The organism is Cyclobacterium sp. SYSU L10401, from assembly GCF_010993705.1.
Classification (GTDB): Bacteria; Bacteroidota; Bacteroidia; order Cytophagales; family Cyclobacteriaceae; genus Cyclobacterium.
On the sequence record NZ_WOFO01000001.1, the window covers coordinates 108842 to 126987 of the forward strand.

Genomic DNA, 18146 nt, shown 5'->3' on the forward strand with positions numbered 1-18146 from the left:
AATATCAGGATTTAAAGATAAAATACCGATTGTTTTTGATCAAATCCTAATTTTGTACCATGACTGAATCCATAGACGAGGAATTACCTGAAGAGGAATCCTATTTTGAACGCATCGAATTGCAGGTTGACCCCGGGCAGCGTCCCTTGCGCGTAGACAAGTTTATCACCGATAAAGTAGCCAATGCCTCCCGGAATAAAGTGCAGCAGCGCATCACCGATGGAGAAGTAAAGGTGAATGGCCTTACCGTTAAGGCGAATTATAAAACCAAGGCGGGGGATGTCATCAGCTTTGTCATGGAAAGGAGCAGAAAGGATCCGGATGTGATCCCTGAACCTATTCCGCTGGATATCCGGTATGAAGATGATCACCTGCTGGTGGTCAACAAGCCCTCCGGTATGGTCGTGCATCCCGCTCATGGCAACTGGACCGGCACCCTGGTAAATGGATTGGCCTATTATTTCAAAAGCCTTCCTGAATTGCCTGGAAATTCCGGCCGTCCCGGGCTGGTACACCGCATTGATAAAGATACCTCAGGTCTTTTGGTTATCGCCAAATCCGAGAAAACGATGACGCACCTGGCCAAACAATTCTTTGATCACAGTATCCGGCGCAGCTATGTGGCATTGGTTTGGGGAGAGACGAAAGAGGATGAAGGCACGATTGATGTGCCTATTGGACGTGGTCTGAAAGACAGAAAGGTCATGCAGGCTTTTCCCGACGGTACCGCAGGAAAATCAGCCATTACCCATTGGAAATTGATAGAGAGACTGAGGTATGTCAGCCTCATACAGTGCACCTTGGAAACTGGAAGGACACATCAGATCAGGGTACACATGAAATACCTGGGACATCCGTTGTTTAATGACGCGGTATATGGAGGGGATAAAATCAGAAAGGGAACGCAGTTTTCCAAGTATAAATCTTTTGTCCACAATTGTTTTGAACTTTTGCCCCGACAGGCATTGCATGCCAAATCTTTGGGATTTATCCATCCTGCTACCGGCAAGGAGATGTTTTTTGATAGCGAAATTCCTGCAGATATGGCTACTGTCATTGGAAAATGGAAAAGTTACGTGCATTACGAAAAATAACCCGTTATTAAATTGTTAATCGACATATTGAAAACGAGTTGCTTTTTGTCAAATTCGAATTAATACAGCTTTAAAATTTCAAATTTTATAAAAAAACATAATTTTTTATAAAAAAATTTCTTCAAATAAATGGATTCATTACATTTGACGAATCAATATTTTATTTGGTTCTGATTTTTGAGAAAATGTCTGAGTCGGATCAAATATAAATTGTTTCCTTGTAGGATGTTGAAATTGGCAGACAAGCCCTCCTGTCTCGGGGGTGGGGGATCCAGATTTATCTGGTGTACTGGATAAAGCACACATAGAGCTCAATGTGTTGCCTAACAGCTCCGTGGAGGTTCGAATCCTTCTCCTACAGCTTAATGGCAACAGCCGGAAATTATCTAAATGAATAATTTCCGGCTTTTTTTTGGATAAAACTGTAATTCATCTTTTCTTTTGTTCCGCATGATTGAATAATATCCACTTTATTTTGTATTCTTGAATTGACAAATGAGTGAAGATAATTTAAATACCAGGCAGCGAAGCAATAGAAGAAAGCGATGGCTGAAGATATTGGGAATAACTGTTTTCCTGCTGCTGAGTTTGCAGGTAGGACTTTATTTTGGCAGTGATTGGCTTTTCAGGGAATATATCAAGCAGCAGGTTGAAAAGGTTTCAGAAGGCAAATATGGAGTAGACTTTGACAAGGTCTACCTTTCGCTTTTTCAACTAGGGGTATTTGTGGAAGGATTTACCCTCTATCCTACTGATCCTGATATTTTTGACCGTGAAAAAATTCCCTATTATCAGATTTCCCTTGAGCAACTGGATATCCTGGGCATAGGTTACTCCAGAAGTGATGCCAGGTTAAATATAGGCGTGCTTCGCTTAAGTGCTCCGGTTGTACAAGCAAGACAGCAGTCCGAGTTGCTGGAAAATGAGGAGGCCAGTCCGCTTCAATTGTTGGAAGCTGAAATTCAAAAATCTCTCGGAACAAAGGTTCAGGAAATTTTTGTCAGCGATTTTTATGTAGACCGGGCGAACTTATTGATAGAAAATTTTATCAGCCAAAAATCCATTTCCGCTTCCAATACCAATTTATATGTAAAAAACATTCATTTAAGCCAGGATAAGACGGAATCCACTCCATTTGGAATTGAAGGTTTCCGATTGAATTTTGACGATTTTGAAATCGTTTTGGCAGATAGCATCCACCGGGTAGCAGCTGAAAAGGTGGAAGTTTCTTCCATCGAAAAGCGTATCCGGGCGGAAATGCTGCAGGTGGTGCCTGATCTGGAAAAAGCTGCGGATGTGTATTATGAAATATCCCTGGACCATTTGGAGCTGGAAGATGCAGATATCATGGAAATGTTCCAGACGGCTGAAGTAAAGGTGGGTAACCTGAATCTGGAGGCACCTGATTTTGTCCTTTTTACAGACAGGTCTACCCTGGAAAGTGAAAGGAGGACCACAGATTTATATGAACTGATCCGGGAGGTGCTGACCTCTATTTCGGTCCAAAACCTCACCATTAACCATGGACAGTTTCTTCAAAGAGGGGTGCAATCTCCCAACAAAAACAGGATTGAAGCGGAGGATATCCGTTTTTCGATGGAAGATGTGTACATAGGTCAGGATGAGGAACTGAAACAAAACAGTTTTTTTTATGCCGAAAATGCTACTTTGGAAATCAATAAAGCCAGAATAGCCCTGGCAGATGAAATCCATTGGATATCGGGTCAGGATATATTTCTGTCTTCATTTGAAGATCGCGTGTCCATCCATGAGGTAGAATTGAAACCCATGGCAGATGAGGACAGTCTTTCAGATATTTCCTTGTTTGAAATCAAAGTGCCTCAGCTGGAATTTGCCAACGCCAACCTCAGAAAAATTTACAATGAAAAAATCATTGATATCGGGGAGTTGATGATCAGGGCACCGGATGTGGTGATCAAAGATATTTTGGGTAATTCCTCCCCGGATAAAGGCGCAGTGTCCATGACCACCCTGCCCCAACTGACGCAAGGGTTTTTGAAAGCCATTTATATCCAAAAACTGGAAATGGTAGAAGGAAGCCTGGTGTTGGACAATCACCTCAGGGTCCGGCAGGATAGCCTTTCTTTTGGGAAGATTGATTTTGTGCTTGAAAATTTTCAATTGGATGAGCAAAACTTCACGGATTCTACTTCCAGAATATTTCTGGCCGATAACCTGCGGCTGGAAATCAATGATTATGCCTTAAAATTGTCCGATAACCTGCACTTGTTTGCTGCAGACAGAATCCTCATTGATACCAATGACGACCTGCTTTTAATCAATGGTTTCAAGCTCAAGCCTCATTCTCCCGAGGACGTGATGCCGGTGCTGGAAAGGTATGGTAAGACCACCGTACTGGACATAGAAATACCTGAATTTCTGGCTACCGGGGTGGATATCAATCAGGCCTATTTTGAAGAGCGGTTGTTTATCAACCACATCGATATTCCAAGTCCCATCATACGCTGGTCCAAATACATACCCAGTGTTGAGACCGGGCAAGCTCAATTGGAAAGGGGTGATATTCTAAATCTGATTTCGAATTATTTTAAGGAGGTAGGCATTGATTCACTAAGTATAGAGGAGGGAACCTTTGTTTACGAAAACTTTACCAATGAAACATTCAGGTCTTTTGCAGAGAATGACATTGCGGTAAAAATCAGAAATTTTTACCTGGATGAAAACATCGACCCTGCTGAAAACCGGACGCTTTTCGCAGAAGAAGTGGATGTGAACCTGAACAATTATTTATTCAATATCGCCAACGGCAAATACAGCATAGTGGCGGAGAGGATAGCTTTCAATTCTGCCAGAGAAGAAATCAATACCTTTAATGTCCGCTTGATGCCCAATAGTTACCTGGATTCCAAAGTAAGTATTGAAGCCCTGATTCCCGAGCTTAGCTTTAGTGGTGTGGACCTGGAGGCCTTCCTTTTTGACAATACCCTTGCCCTATCCTTGCTCAGGCTTTCCGATGCCGCCGTGAAGCTATCCATCAACCGTGATTTTGGAGATGAACCCGATGCAGAGGAAGGTACCAAAAGCCGTAACCTGCCCAAAACCATTGAGGTAATCAAGATTGACTCCATTCTTACGTCCAATGCCTCCTTTAATGTGGCCTATTATCAGGAAGGAAAGGATTTGGATTTGATTAAGACAGGTATAAATTTGGCCATCGCTGATTTTCTGCTAGACTCCGCCAGACTTTCTGAAGGGGATATTGCCAGTTTCTTTTCCAATATGAGCCTGGGAGTGGATGATTTTTCCCTGGCTTTAAGGGACAGTATCCATACGCTCAATTTCTCTAAAATAGAACTCGACTCCAGGGATGAAGAAATCCTGGTGGAAAACCTTAGCCTGATTCCCAAAGATTTTATTGGCATCAAGGGCATACCCATCGTTAAAGCCCTGGTGCCTAAGGTGGCAATCAGCACCCGCTCCCTGAAAAGTTTTCAAAAGTCCGGTCAGCTGGATGTTTCCCTGTTGGAACTTACCGATCCTGAGGTCAAACTTTACCTGGATGGTGAGGAGAACATGACCTTATTGAAGCCCGGAGAAGACAAGGAAGCGGTTGGCCAAAAGGTGCTGGAAAGCCTTTTGGTGAGAAATTTCCAACTTAGTGGGGGGAGCCTTTCATGGATGGACAAGTCCGATACCAGCAAAGTCACTACTTTAAGTAACCTCAGTTTGTTGTTAAATGACCTTAATTTTGATTTTACCCAAAATCAAAAAATCAATACGGAGTTTTTTTTCAACAAGGATTTTCAGTTTGAATTGACAGACTATGCCCTAGACCTGCCGGACAGCCTCAATCGACTGAGTATAGGTAAAGTAGTGATTTCAGAAAATAAGCTTGTCCTGGATGATGTTCGCTTTTTCCCAAAGGTCGGGCGTTACGCTTATGCCAGAATGGTTGGCGAACAGACAGATGTGGCGGAGGTGTACGTTCCCAGGCTGGTCATCGATGGTTTGGATGCAGGGAAATTTATCTCTGAAGAAAAATTGGTGGCCAGGTCCATGCGGCTCTATGATCCCTATGCGGAAGTCTTTCGCGACAAAAGGGTGCCAGAGGATACCACCGTGGTAAAACCCATGCCCCAGCAATTGATGGAGGCGGCGGGAATGGTGATTGACCTGGATACCCTCATGGTCTCAGGTGGGCGCCTACGGTACAGGGAGTTTCCCGAAAAAGGGATGGTGCCCGGAGAGATAAATTTTACGAAGATGAATGCCCAAATGTACCCCTTTCGGCTGGGTGCCTTCGGCGAAGAAAGAGACAAGGCTTTTATCAGGGGATCCTTTGAAATCAATCAGGCAGCGCAGCTGGATGTGGATGTCTCGATGACTTTTGACGAGCCCTATCCCTTACAAGTTAAAGCCAGTGTGAATTCCTTTGAGCTGCCGGTGATCAATTCCATCCTGGAATCCAATGCCTTTGTCACGGTGGAGAGGGGTATCATCAGGGAGGGCAATTGGCATTTTATCGCTGACCAAGACAAGGCCATAGGGGAAATGACCCTCAAATACAATGATTTAAAGGTCAGGTTGCTGGAAGAGCGTACCCTTAAGGATGGCAGAGGGCGCAAGGGGATACTGACTTTCGTCATCAATGCACTGGCCATGCGGAAAAACAATCCCCGACCGATATTTAACCGACTGGTGTCCTCTCCCATCTATATGGAGCGTATGACTCATAAATTTATTTTCAACTACATGTGGAAGGCTACCTTTTCAGGTTTGATGGGAAGTTCGGGATTGATGCAGCCCAAAATTCCCCGAAAAGAAGAAGAGGAAGCTCAATTTGAGATGGAAGAATAATTTTTACCTGATTTAAATGGTAGGTCGCCTCAATATTTTATTTTAGATTTGTGGTCTTATAAAGACCAGATTGCGCATGCAAAGCGAAAAAATAGATCAGATCAAAGCGGAAATTGCTGCAGCCAATGCCGGAAACCCGGACGAATTGGAAGCCTACCGAATGCGGTTTATCAGTAAAAAAAGCGTAGTGGGTGCGCTTTTTGCCGAAATGCGGCATATTCCCAATGAGCAGAAAAAAGCCTATGGTCAGCTGGTCAATGAGGTCAAGCAATTGGCAGAAGAAAAATTCCAGGCCCTGATCCAACAGGTGGATAGTGGGGGCCGAGAGAAGGAGTACCAGGGCGTTGACCTGACCCTGCCGCCTACCACCTGGCCGGTAGGAGGTATTCATCCCCTTACGGCTACCCGGCAGCGGATTGTTGAAATATTTGAAAGAATAGGCTTTAACCTTTCCGAGGGACCGGAAATTGAAGATGACTGGCACAATTTTACTGCCCTGAATTTTCCGGAAAATCATCCGGCAAGGGAAATGCAGGATACTTTCTTTATAGAGAAAAATCCCGACATTGCTTTGAGGACGCACACCTCCTCGGTACAGGTGAGGGTAATGGAAAATGAACAACCACCGATCCGAACCCTTTCCCCGGGAAGGGTATTCCGGAATGAAGCCATTTCCGCCCGGGCGCATTGTATTTTCCATCAGGTCGAGGGCCTCTATGTGGATGAGAATGTCAGTTTTGCCAATTTGAAGCAAACCCTGTATCACTTTGCCAAAGAAATGTTTGGCAAAAACACCCAGGTACGGTTCAGGCCCTCCTTTTTCCCTTTTACGGAACCCAGTGCAGAAATAGACATTTCCTGCCAACTTTGTGGAGGTAAAGGATGTAACATTTGTAAGGGGACCGGTTGGGTAGAAATTGGCGGTTCAGGCATGGTGGATCCCAATGTGCTGGAAAATTGTGGCATAGATTCGGAAAAGTATACCGGCTTTGCCTTTGGTATGGGTATAGAGCGGATCGCCATGCTCAAATACCAGATCAATGATCTCAGGTTGTTTACCGAAAATGACATCCGCTTTTTGCAGCAGTTTAGGGGTTTGCTTTAGGCATGATTCCCATCAGCAAAGCTTTGATGTAAATGATGGGCCTGAGGGAAAGCTAATAGAATAGGAGTTTCTGGACAGAAGGACTATGCAATCAATATTTTTGCCACTCAAGAGAAAATTACAAAGCCAGTGGAAAACCTTGCGTTTTCAGTTGAGCGCTTCCAATAACCCGGCTTTTGTAGGCTTCTACAAGTATTTTTACCAACCCGGTAAAGGAAGCCTGAGTGAATTTCTCAGTGTGTATTCCTTGTCCGGAAAACCGGACTTTACTGTGATCCAGATAGGGGCAAACGATGGCATTACCCATGATCCTATCCATAAATTCATCAAAAGGGATGGCTGGAAAGGTGTATTGCTGGAACCGCAATCTGAGGTGTACCACCAGTTTCTGAAAAAGATCTACGCCAAAAATAAAGGGATAAAAACGGTTTGTGCGGCTATAGGTGAGGAAGATGGCACCCAATCCATTTATAAAATAGGTTTCTCCGGGATGCGTTGGGCCACTGGATTGACTTCCTTTTCCAGGGAAAAAATCGAACAGGCCTTTGAAGAGGGGATTGTGGCAAGCAATTGTGAAAAATTCGGTATTCAAATTCCGGAAGATAAAAATCAATGGATCAGTCGGGAAGAGGTGGAAGTTATTTCCCCGCAAACCCTGATGCACCGGTATGGTATCGATCACATAGACCTGCTCCAGATCGACGCAGAGGGCTATGACCTGGAGGTGATCCGCATTTTTGATATAGCCAAAAGCCAACCTGAGGCCATCGTTTTCGAAAACGTAGGCTTGAAGGAGGCTGATTACGCTTCCTGTCTTTCCCTTTTGCAGGAAAATGAATATGGGACCCGGAAGTTTGGTCCCAATACCCTGGCCCTGAAGCGATCCAACCCGCTTTTCTCTCAATTTTTTGATCAATGAAAAATCCATTGGTTTCCGTAGTCATCCCCTGCTACAACCAGGGAAAGTACCTGCCGGAAACCCTGTATGCGGTTTTGGCTTCGGATTACCGACCCATTGAAGTGCTGATTGTCAATGATGGCTCTACCGACCATTCCCTGGAGGTAGCCCTTGAGCTGGAAAAGCAGCACCAGGAGATTCGGGTCATCGAGCAGCCAAACGGAGGAGTGGCCAAGGCCAGGAATACCGGGATAAAGGCAGCACAGGGAGGGATTATCTTGCCGCTGGATGGGGACGATAAAATTTCCAGGGATTACATCCGGCAGGGGGTGGCCGTTCTTCAGCAGCGTGCGGCGGTAAAAGTCGTCTATTGCCGGGCCGTTAAATTTTCTGCTGCAGGGCAAAAACCCTGGAAATTAAAGCCCTTCAGCCTTCGGGCCCTGGCCAGGGACAATATGATCTTTGTGGCGGCCTTGTTCCGGAAAGCAGATGCAGAGGCTGTTGGTGGTTTTTCGGAAGACATGCACATGGGCAGGGAAGATTGGGAATTCTGGATCAAAATGCTCAAAAACGGCGGCGAGGTAGTACAACTACCATTCGTAGGTTTTTATTACCGGATGACGCCGGATAGCAAAAGGAAAAAAACCGGCACCGGCCGGAAAAAGCGGGAGCGAATTGATTATTTGAATAGAAAGCACGCTGATTTTTTTCGGCAGCAGCTGAACGGCCCCCTGCGGTTTCAGCGCAGCTGGTCCAGGGCATACAATACCTTGTTGAGTTGGTTGGGGAGGAGCTGATCCTGGGAGGCCGTCCCTCAAATGGGATAAAATCCGGATAGGTGCCCTAAGGGGAACTTTTTGGCCCAATTGAGCAAATGCAGCCAAACCTTTCATGGGCTTATCCACATAGAAAAAAGGCCCACAGGGCAAAATCCTCAAGACGGATGTTTCGGTAGCTGAAAACCACCTGAACGAAAAAGAGTTCAGCATAGAGCGGACCTTTGAGCTACTGGTTTTTGAGCATGCCAATACGCTTTATGGACAGGGAAGTTTGCGCATAGATGTCAAGAAGAAAATTGACCATCAGTCGCTTGGGGCTACTATTCCGGATGCTTTCCTGTTTGGCAAAAATCAACTTAAATCATTCTTGTATTCCCAAAATTTTCCTAAACTGGTTAAAGTCCCTTATATCGGTAGTAGGTTGAATGACGGTTGGAACCAAATTTTCCGTGGTTTCGATGGCCACTACTTTTACTTCTTCGTAAGTTTCTCCCGGTCCGGTTGTGTTCACCCGTGCTATGGTAATCTGGGCAGCACTCCTGTTTGAAATATACTGATGATAGGTTCTGTAATAAGTCCGTCCAGCATTACCATAATTCGGCAAAATGTACCAGACGTTACCCCTTTTCATATAGGTATAGAAAAGCTTTTTGTTAAAAGCGTCAATTGACATTGAAATTTCTAATTGTTTGAGGCTATTTATAGCAAAGTCTTGTCCATCAAAGGTATATACCGTTACATTGGCATTTCCCGGAGCACCTTGTTCACCTTTGGGACCTTGAGCTCCCCTTGGTCCAGCCGGACCAATTTCTCCCTGATCGCCCTTCTGACCCGGCTCCCCTCTCTCTCCCCGGGGGCCAACCGGGCCCATTTCACCCTGTGGGCCTACCGGACCTGTCTCTCCCTGTGGGCCTTCAAACAAACTACATGACCCAAATAAACTCATTGTAAAAGCCAAGGTCATAATGGTCAGAAATTTTTCACTTAAAATTCGGTTCATTTTCATAGGAATTAAGTTTTAAATTTTAAAATAATTTTATTTTTTGGATTTATGGGCTGACCAAGTGAATTTTTTAATTGGTTCTTAGTTGTTATTATATATCCTCAAAAATGAGCAATAAACCGGAAATCCTATTTAGTCATTGTTGCCATCGTTTTATATCATGTTGCAAACTGAAAAGAAACAACTGTTTTTAGCCTTAATAGGTCCGTCTTTAAAAATTGGCTATCCCTGATAATCAACTGACACTTTTACCCTATTTTCGTTAATTTCTTACAAGAAAGCCAGCCATCAGGTGGTTGGTTTGACTCCTTTCTTAGATGCCGTTATTGCTGTTCAACAGATTTGTTATATTACCTATAAAAATTGGGTCGTTACGATATAAAGATCCCCGGAGCGATTAATTTTCTTGCTTAAAAACGATTTATTATTAAAATTCAAAAAGTGAATTCGAAAAAGCGGTATTACCAGCTTTTGTCCAATTATTTTGGGAGCCAAAGTTAAACTGTCCCCCAAAACACAAAAACCCCAAACACAGCTTGTATAAGGGGTTTTTTGTAGCCTCGACAGGAATCGAACCTGTATCTAAAGTTTAGGAAACTTCTATTCTATCCATTGAACTACGAGGCCATATTACTATTACTCCAATGATTTCAAAAATTCTTTACCAATTCCAGAATTCAGGTATTTTTCTTTATCTCGTACTTTCTTCCTGCCGGCAGGTACTCTATCCATTGAATTACGAGGCCATGCTATCTTGAAGGGGCTAATTTATTGAAAAACAGCCCTTAAGGTTTTATTTAAGCCAAAATCAAGGGCTTATCCCCCGAAAAACACCGCAATTTAAACCATTATTTTACTATTTCACAAATAAAATATAGCCTTATTATTCTTTTTAATATTAATGCCTTATCTTTGCAGTCCAAAAAATAAAGATGGACGGGTTCCATCAATTCACTAAAAGTCAATATAATATGGCAGTAAAAATCAGATTAGCACGTAGGGGCCGGAAAAAAATGGCCATCTATGATGTAGTAGTAGCTGATGCAAGGGCTCCACGGGATGGACGCTTTATTGAAAAGATCGGGTCTTATAACCCCAATACTGACCCTGCATCCATTAACATCAACAACGACCGGGCGTTGAAATGGTTGATGAATGGAGCTCAGCCCACCGATACGGTGAAAGCCATGCTTTCCTACCGGGGTGTGATGTTGAAAAAACACCTGCAAATCGGTGTGGTTAAGGGTGCCATCACCCAGGAACAGGCAGATGAAAAATTCAATGCCTGGTTAGAAACCAAGGAAAAGGCCATCGCCAGCAAGGTGGATAAAATTCAGTCTGCAAGAGATAGTGTCAAAAAGGCTGCATTGGAAGCGGAAGCTGCCAAGAATCAGGCCCGACTTGATGCCATCAAGAAGCGCGAAGACGATGCCGCCGCTGCGGTTGCAGCTGCTGAAGCTGAAGCCAGAGCCGCCGAAGCACCTAAGGAGGAAGCTCCCAAGGAAGAACCGGTAGCCGCTGAAGAACCTAAGGAAGAGGCTCCGGCACCTGCAGCAGAAGCACCTAAGGAAGAAGAAGCACCTAAGGAAGAAGAAGCACCTAAAAAAGAGGATGCACCAAAAGCCGAAACCAAAGCCGCTGATGCTCCTCAGGAGGAGACTCCTTCAGCTGATAAGTCTGCTGATTCAGAAGACAAAAAAGATTAAATCTACCTTCAGCCATGAACAAAGACAATTGTTTTCAATTGGGCCATATAGCCAAGGTTCATGGATTGCAAGGGGAGTTATTGTTGGTTTTGGATGTGGATTTTCCGGAAGACTATGAGGATTTGAATCATGTTTTCGTAGAGAAATCCGACCGGTTGGTTCCTTTCATTCTGGAACATATGGTACCACAACCCAACAATAGGTTCCTGGCTAAATTTGAGGAGTTTGACCATGTAGATCAGGTCAAGCCCATGGTGGGAGCAGCTCTTTTTCTTCCCCTGTCTTCCTTACCGGAACTCAAGGAGGACCAATATTATTTTCATGAACTGGTAGGTTTTACCGTAATAGATGAGAATATGGGCGAATTGGGAAAGGTAAAGGTGATTTATGACCTGGATACCCAGGACCTGATAGGAATGGAATACCGGGAAAAAGAGGTGCTTATTCCCATTCAGGAAGGAATCTTACAAAAAGTAGATAAGGCAGAAAAAAAAGTTTTCTGCCGTTTGCCGGAAGGCTTACTTGACATTTATCTGGAAGATTGATATGCGGATTGATATCATTACCGTGCTACCGGGACTCCTGGAAGGACCCTTCTCCCATTCCATATTGAAAAGAGCGGAAGATAAGGGTTTGGCTGAGGTCAGGCTCCATGATTTGCGAAAGTATGGTATCGGTAAGCAGAAAAATGTGGACGATTATGCCTTTGGCGGAGGAGCCGGAATGGTCATGATGGTAGAACCCATTATCAATTGCATAGCCGACTTGAAAAAGCAGCGCCCATATGATGAGGTCATCTACATGACTCCGGATGGGGACTGTTTCAATCAGTCTATGGCCAATAATCTCTCCCTTAAAAAAAACCTGATCATCCTTTGCGGTCATTACAAAGGCGTAGATGAGCGGGTTAGGGAACATGTGATCACCAAAGAAATCAGTATTGGTGACTTTGTGCTTTCCGGAGGAGAATTGGCTGCAGCGGTGGTGACGGATGCCATCATCCGTTTACTTCCGGGAGTGTTGAACGATGAGACTTCCGCACTCACAGATTCCTTTCAGGACGGTCTTTTGGCCCCTCCTGTTTATACCCGACCGGCCAATTTTGAAGGCTGGAAGGTACCTGAAGTCCTGCTGTCAGGCCATGCGGCAAAAATCGAATCATGGAGATTTGAACAATCGGTTCGCCGGACCAGGGAAAGAAGACCAGATTTGATTGCTGGGGACTTTTCCTCTGAAAAAGGCGAGATTAATAAAGAACGAAACGATAATTGAGACAATCAAGGGCATCCCCCGGGTGTCCATATAAGCGAGAAGCAAAATAGTAAAGCAATGAGCGAACTACTTAAATTCGTAGAACAGGATTACAAGGACGCAAGATCGAAATTCCCTGCTTTCAAAGCCGGCGACACCGTCAATGTTCACGTGAAAATTACTGAGGGAACCAAAGAGCGTATCCAGCAGTTTCAGGGAACTGTAATTCAGAGAAAGAATGTCAATACCAACGGGGAAACTTTCACAGTAAGGAAAGTATCCAATGGCATTGGTGTGGAAAGAATTTTTCCTATCATTTCTCCCAGTCTGGAAAAGATTGAAGTACTCCGAGAGGGTAAGGTAAGAAGGGCAAGACTTTTCTACCTGAGAGGCAGACAGGGAAAATCCGCCAAGATCAAAGAGAAAATCAGGGTAAAGAAATAAGCTTTATCTTGCATCTGAAACAAAAAAGAGGGCCATATGGCCCTCTTTTTTGTTTCACTAGCTGTAACATTTCCTAACAAGCCAGATGCGGAAAAATATTTTTTACCTTCAGATCCCTCATTTAATTGGCTGGCTTATCCATCAGCTTAAACTTTCACTATTGAATTTTTATTTGTCAAAAACCATATAAAGCACTTTTTAATTAGTTATATGCCGGTATATAATTTTATTTAAGCAGGATAGTGCAGGATAGTATTCCATTAGAATATGAGTTTATTTATTGGTATGAATCAATATTAACTAAACTCAAAAGATGATGAAAAAATGTTACTATTCTGCCCTGCGAGGGTCTGGAATTGCAGTAATGGCTTTTCTGATGTTACTCACCTTTAATGGCTATGCCCAGCAGGCAGGTCAGATTACAGGAAAGGTTGTAGCAGCAGAAGATGCCGAACCCCTACCGGGGGTTTCCATCCTGGTCAAGGGATCCACCCGTGGCACAGTCACCAATATGGACGGGGATTTTGCCATACAGGCAGCCTCCGGGGAAACCCTTACCGTAAGTTTTATTGGCTTCGAAACCAAAGAAGTAGCCGTTACAGGAGGGCAAACCAACTATGAAATTTCCATGGAAGCCTCTATCGGCGACCTGGGTGAGGTTGTGGTCGTAGGATACGGCTCACAAAGAAAAGCAGATATCACTTCTGCGGTCTCCGTTATCAACATGGAAAATATTGGAGATGTGCCGACTACCAATGTTTCCCGTTTGCTTCAGGGGCAGGCAGCAGGTGTGCAGGTAAGGCAACCGACCGGAAGGCCGGGTCAGGAAATGGAAGTAACCATTAGGGGTATAGGTTCTCTAGGTGCCGGTAGCCAGCCGCTTTATGTAGTGGATGGGTTTCCGGTGGGTACCTCCCTGGGTCAGAACCTGAACCCCGCTGATATTGAAAGCATGACCGTACTGAAGGACGCTGCTTCTACCGCGATTTACGGAGCCAGGGGTTCCAATGGGGTGATCCTGATTACCACCAAATCTGCTAAGGAAGGCACGGTAAACCTGGATTTTGTGGTCAATCACGGGATTCAGAATGTACCGGATGGACGCAGAACCCGGATGATGAACGGGCCGGAATTTGCGCAGTTCAAGCATGATAGCTTTGTGGACAGGATCCGGTATTTCGAACAAAGGGAGCCTGATCTGGAAGAAATCCCCATGGAATTCAGGTTCCCGGAGCAGACCACCATCTCTACCGATTGGTTTGAGGAAATCATGAACCAGAATGCCAGGTTCCAGAATTACAATGCCACCTTATCAGCAGGAAAAGGAGATATCCGCTCCCTGGTTTCGGTGGGATATGTCAACCAGGAAGGGGCTGTCATTGAAACCGGTTTCGAAAGATTCAACGTAAGGGCCAATATTGATGGCAAGATCAATGACTTTATCAGCATGGGTTGGAACATTGCTGCCTCCCATTCCAGAGAGGATTATGCTTCCACAGAGGGAAGGGATGCCCTGATCGGCAGGGCTTTGTGGGCAGACCCCAGGAATCCCGTTTATAATGAGGATGGCAGTTTCAATGACTTTATCGGCGGTACCCATGGTGTGTTTGGGACAGCCAATGTGGTACAGGAACTACACGAGATGGAGCGTACCTTGAATGAAAACAACCTTTTGACCAACGGTTATCTGGAGTTTTCCTTTCTGAAAAATTTCAAATTCCGGACATCGGTCAATGCCATCCTTGAAAATACAGATCAGAAGGAATTCAGACCATCCACCTTGGCCGGTACCGGATTCAATCAGGCACCTCCCAGAGAGGCTACCCTTTACCAAAGAAGGAACGAGGTCCTGAATATTTCTGCAGACCAGTTGTTGTCTTACAGTAAGATTCTGGGTAATCACCGGGTGGAGGGCCTGGTAGGGTTTTCAGCCCAGGAAGAAACGTTTAAATATTTGCAAGGCAATGGCAATGAATTTGCCAACGACCAGGTGCGCTACCTGAGCGCAGCTATCCGGCAGGTATCCACTTCCGGTGAGGCGGACTGGAGCCTGTTGGCCTATTTCGCCAGGGCCAATTATTCTTTCAATGATCGGTACCTTTTTTCAGCATCCTTCAGGAGAGAGGGAAGCTCCCGATTTGGTGCCAACAACAAATGGGGAAACTTTCCTGCTTTTTCTGCAGGTTGGAGAATATCTGAAGAATCCTTTATGCCCCAGACCAACTGGATCACGGATCTAAAGTTACGGGCAAGTTATGGTGTGACCGGCAACAATGCCATCGGTAACTATTCCAGTTTGTCTAATATGAGTATTTCCAACTATGTATTGGGAGGATCTATTGCCAATGGTCAGGTGCTGGCCAATTTTGCGAATGCCAACCTGGGTTGGGAGCAGTCCCAACAAACAGATATCGGCCTGGACTTGGCCATGTTTGACAACCGCCTTATTTTCACCGCTGAATATTACAACCGGTTAACTGATAACATGTTGCTTTCTGTAGAAATGCCGGTCATCTCGGGTTTTACCCAATCGCTGGATAATGTGGGACAGGTTCAAAATAGAGGCTTGGAACTGGCCCTGGATTACAGGACCCGGATCAACCAACTCAACCTGAGAAGTAACCTGAACCTGACCATCAACAGAAATAAAGTGCTTGAAATCAGGGGTGAGAATGACGAAATCTGGTCCGGAGGCTTCTACAGTACCTATAATGTTTCCAAGGTAGGTCGTCCTCTGGCCATGTTGCATGGTTTCCGAATGTTAGGTATTTTCGATACCGAAGATGAAATCGAAGCCTGGCCAACCCAGGATGGGGCGATTCCAGGTACCTACAAATATTTTGATGCGAATGGCGACGGAGAGATTTCCTACGATCAGCAAGACATGATAGAGATCGGTAATCCCCATCCGGCTTATATACTGGGATTCACCCTGGGAGGAGATTACAGGAATTTTGATTTTAATTTCATGTTTACCGGAGCTTTCGACTACGATGTTTTCCGGAATATAGAAGCCACCACCATGAACATGGATGGGGTGTTCAATATCCTTCAGTCAGGTGTCAACCGGTGGAGGTCAGCAGAAAATCCCGGAGACGGCCGTGGCGCTACCACCAACACCTGGAAGTGGCAACGGGAGTCCAATTCCAGGTATGTGTACGATGCGTCACATGTGTGGTTGCGAAACATCACCCTGGGTTACAGCGTCCCTCAAAATCCGGTGATTCCCAATGCGAGGGTGTTTTTCAGTGCGGAGAATCCTTTCCTTTTCACCTCATTTCCCGGGACCAACCCGGAGATCAACAGAAGGGGAGGAATCAATATCGGGGTAGATGACGAAGCTTATCCCATGCCCAGAACCTTTACCCTGGGTGCGACCATCAGATTCTAAACATAAAACTACCGAAGAGATGAAAAAATACACGCAAATAAAAACATTTTGTTTGGGCACTTTGCTGGCCTTCACGGCTTGCGATGAAGAGTTTCTGAACAAAACCGACCCAACCGTATTGGTAGCCGAGAATTTCTACCAAACCGAGACTCAGGTTATTCAGGCAGTAAATGGGGTATACGGACAATTACGTCCATTGCACTTAAACCAGTGGCAATACACAGAATTTATTTCCGACAATACCACCCTGCATTTTAATCCCGGGAACAGAGGTTCCGGACCCTCGCTGGAAGCCCTGGAATTTTGGCAATACAATCCCGCTACTCCTAACATTACCAACCTGTATAACAGTACCTATGGGATCCTGGTAAATGTAAATACCACGCTTCAAAAACTTCCGGAGTCTAATGCAGGCGATGCCATCAAAAGCCGTTCGGAAGGAGAATTGAAATTTATACGTGCATATCTATATTTCCATCTGGTACAACATTTTGGAGATGTGATTGTCATCACCGAACCGGTGAGTTCGCCAGCGGAAGCCTTCGAATACCAGAGACAACCGGTAGAAACGGTTTACCAGCAGGTTTTTTCCGATTTGAATGCTGCTGTAAATGCACTGCCCGCAAGCTATGATGGGGATAATATAGGCCGTGTCACTAAAGGTGCTGCCTTGAGTCTTCTTGGGAAAGTTCATTTGACGAGAAAAGAATATCCTCAGGCGATTGAAGCACTGAATCAGGTCACCACACTGGGATACGATTTATTGTCTGATTATGCAGATATTTTTGACCCCCAGAACAAAAACCACCAGGAATCTATCTGGGATATTCAGTACCAGGGAGACAATCAGTTTGGCGTAAATAGTAATTTCATTTATACTTTTGCGCCCAGGGAGTCCTTTGGAGCAGTGATTGATTTTCCCGGGCAGGAAGGCGGAGGCTGGAATACGCCCAGCAATGATATCATTGCCGCCTATGAAGAGGGTGACCTGAGAAAAGAGGTTTCCCTGAAAGAAGGCTATACCAATCTGGAGGGAGAATACGTAGCTGTTCCTTTTATCAACAAATACAATCACCCCCATTCTATTCGGGGTGTCACCAATGATAACTGGCCGGTGATCCGGTATGCAGATGTTTTACTGATGCTGGCGGAGGCCATTAATGAATCAGATGGTCCTACCGGAACAGCCTATGGCTACCTGAATGAGGTGAGAGAAAGAGCAGGCCTGGATCCCTTAAGTGGTCTGGGGCAGGATGCTTTCCGTGAAGCCCTGATGCAGGAACGAAGGATAGAGCTGGCATTTGAAAATCACCGCTGGTTTGATTTGAAGAGGACCATGGGTACCCAGGAGTTGGTAAGTTTTCTGAATGATTATGGATTGAGAGAACGGGCAGACCCCACTACATCCAGGGAAGGCATTCCATTTTCCAACGGAGATTTTATCTTTGAGGCGCATGAAATTTTGTTTCCCATCCCTCAGGATCAAATCAGGATCAATTCGGAACTGACCCAGAATCCAGGCTACTAGGCCACAAAATAAATTCATGATTTTTATCACCGGAAACCAAAGGTTTTGGCTTTGTTTTCCGGTGATCTTTTTTTTGCCGTTGCTTAAATTTCAGTAGTAAATTTCTTG

11 protein-coding genes, 1 tRNA gene and 1 pseudogene are annotated in these 18146 nt (G+C 44.9%); 11 read left to right on the top strand and 2 right to left on the bottom strand.

The window, feature by feature from the left end; genetic code table 11:
* The first annotated feature begins 59 nt into the window (after nucleotides 1-59).
* The 5 genes from GL182_RS00510 (at nucleotide 60) to GL182_RS00530 (ending at nucleotide 8733) form a co-directional block, all read left to right on the top strand.
* The gene (locus tag GL182_RS00510; protein ID WP_163377618.1) at nucleotides 60-1094 is read left to right on the top strand and encodes an RluA family pseudouridine synthase; all 1035 of its coding nucleotides are present in this window, start codon (nucleotides 60-62) and stop codon (nucleotides 1092-1094) included.
* Nucleotides 1095-1589: 495 nt separating this feature from the next.
* On the top strand, nucleotides 1590-5933 hold the full coding sequence (locus tag GL182_RS00515) for a hypothetical protein (RefSeq protein ID WP_163377619.1): 4344 nt from the start codon (nucleotides 1590-1592) through the stop codon (nucleotides 5931-5933).
* Nucleotides 5934-6009: 76 nt separating this feature from the next.
* Nucleotides 6010-7038: a phenylalanine--tRNA ligase subunit alpha gene (pheS, locus tag GL182_RS00520; protein WP_163377620.1), complete on the top strand. Its 1029-nt coding sequence runs from the start codon at nucleotides 6010-6012 to the stop codon at nucleotides 7036-7038.
* A gap of 85 nt (nucleotides 7039-7123) precedes the next feature.
* Nucleotides 7124-7957 carry an FkbM family methyltransferase gene (locus GL182_RS00525; protein ID WP_163377621.1) on the top strand — a complete coding sequence of 278 codons (834 nt, stop codon included), beginning with the start codon at nucleotides 7124-7126 and terminating at the stop codon, nucleotides 7955-7957.
* The gene (locus GL182_RS00530; RefSeq protein ID WP_163377622.1) at nucleotides 7954-8733 is read left to right on the top strand and encodes a glycosyltransferase family 2 protein; all 780 of its coding nucleotides are present in this window, start codon (nucleotides 7954-7956) and stop codon (nucleotides 8731-8733) included. Before GL182_RS00525 ends, GL182_RS00530 begins: the two co-directional genes overlap by 4 nt.
* A gap of 343 nt (nucleotides 8734-9076) precedes the next feature.
* On the opposite strand, the gene GL182_RS00535 is transcribed toward GL182_RS00530, so the two are convergent.
* Entirely contained in the window at nucleotides 9077-9721 is a 645-nt protein-coding gene (locus GL182_RS00535; RefSeq protein WP_163377623.1) for a collagen-like protein, read from the bottom strand.
* Between the two features lie 552 nt (nucleotides 9722-10273).
* Nucleotides 10274-10345, bottom strand: a tRNA-Arg gene (locus GL182_RS00540).
* Nucleotides 10346-10689: 344 nt separating this feature from the next.
* Here GL182_RS00540 and GL182_RS00545 point away from each other — a divergent pair.
* The 6 genes and pseudogenes from GL182_RS00545 to GL182_RS00570 all read left to right on the top strand — a co-directional run.
* Nucleotides 10690-11256: pseudogene (locus tag GL182_RS00545) on the top strand (30S ribosomal protein S16); the annotation flags it as partial.
* A 182-nt stretch (nucleotides 11257-11438) separates the two neighbouring features.
* Nucleotides 11439-11969: a ribosome maturation factor RimM gene (gene rimM / locus GL182_RS00550; RefSeq protein WP_163377625.1), complete on the top strand. Its 531-nt coding sequence runs from the start codon at nucleotides 11439-11441 to the stop codon at nucleotides 11967-11969.
* A gap of 1 nt (nucleotide 11970) precedes the next feature.
* A complete protein-coding gene (trmD, locus tag GL182_RS00555; protein ID WP_163377626.1) occupies nucleotides 11971-12696 on the top strand; it encodes a tRNA (guanosine(37)-N1)-methyltransferase TrmD in 726 nt (241 codons plus the stop codon).
* 57 nt (nucleotides 12697-12753) lie between these two features.
* Nucleotides 12754-13119: a 50S ribosomal protein L19 gene (rplS, locus tag GL182_RS00560; protein ID WP_163377627.1), complete on the top strand. Its 366-nt coding sequence runs from the start codon at nucleotides 12754-12756 to the stop codon at nucleotides 13117-13119.
* Between the two features lie 313 nt (nucleotides 13120-13432).
* Nucleotides 13433-16510: a SusC/RagA family TonB-linked outer membrane protein gene (locus GL182_RS00565; protein WP_240469491.1), complete on the top strand. Its 3078-nt coding sequence runs from the start codon at nucleotides 13433-13435 to the stop codon at nucleotides 16508-16510.
* A gap of 19 nt (nucleotides 16511-16529) precedes the next feature.
* Complete coding sequence (locus GL182_RS00570) at nucleotides 16530-18038, top strand: RagB/SusD family nutrient uptake outer membrane protein (RefSeq protein ID WP_163377628.1); 1509 nt, start codon at nucleotides 16530-16532, stop codon at nucleotides 18036-18038.
* Nucleotides 18039-18146: the final 108 nt, after the last annotated feature.

Bases quoted from the DNA above. Each gene is read 5' to 3' on its own strand.
- GL182_RS00510 (WP_163377618.1), top strand. From the start codon at position 60: ATGACTGAATCCATAGACGAGGAATTACCTGAAGAGGAATCCTATTTT.
- GL182_RS00515 (WP_163377619.1), top strand. From the start codon at position 1,590: ATGAGTGAAGATAATTTAAATACCAGGCAGCGAAGCAATAGAAGAAAG.
- pheS (WP_163377620.1), top strand. From the start codon at position 6,010: ATGCAAAGCGAAAAAATAGATCAGATCAAAGCGGAAATTGCTGCAGCC.
- GL182_RS00525 (WP_163377621.1), top strand. From the start codon at position 7,124: ATGCAATCAATATTTTTGCCACTCAAGAGAAAATTACAAAGCCAGTGG.
- GL182_RS00530 (WP_163377622.1), top strand. From the start codon at position 7,954: ATGAAAAATCCATTGGTTTCCGTAGTCATCCCCTGCTACAACCAGGGA.
- GL182_RS00535 (WP_163377623.1), bottom strand. From the start codon at position 9,721: ATGAAAATGAACCGAATTTTAAGTGAAAAATTTCTGACCATTATGACC.
- rimM (WP_163377625.1), top strand. From the start codon at position 11,439: ATGAACAAAGACAATTGTTTTCAATTGGGCCATATAGCCAAGGTTCAT.
- trmD (WP_163377626.1), top strand. From the start codon at position 11,971: ATGCGGATTGATATCATTACCGTGCTACCGGGACTCCTGGAAGGACCC.
- rplS (WP_163377627.1), top strand. From the start codon at position 12,754: ATGAGCGAACTACTTAAATTCGTAGAACAGGATTACAAGGACGCAAGA.
- GL182_RS00565 (WP_240469491.1), top strand. From the start codon at position 13,433: ATGATGAAAAAATGTTACTATTCTGCCCTGCGAGGGTCTGGAATTGCA.
- GL182_RS00570 (WP_163377628.1), top strand. From the start codon at position 16,530: ATGAAAAAATACACGCAAATAAAAACATTTTGTTTGGGCACTTTGCTG.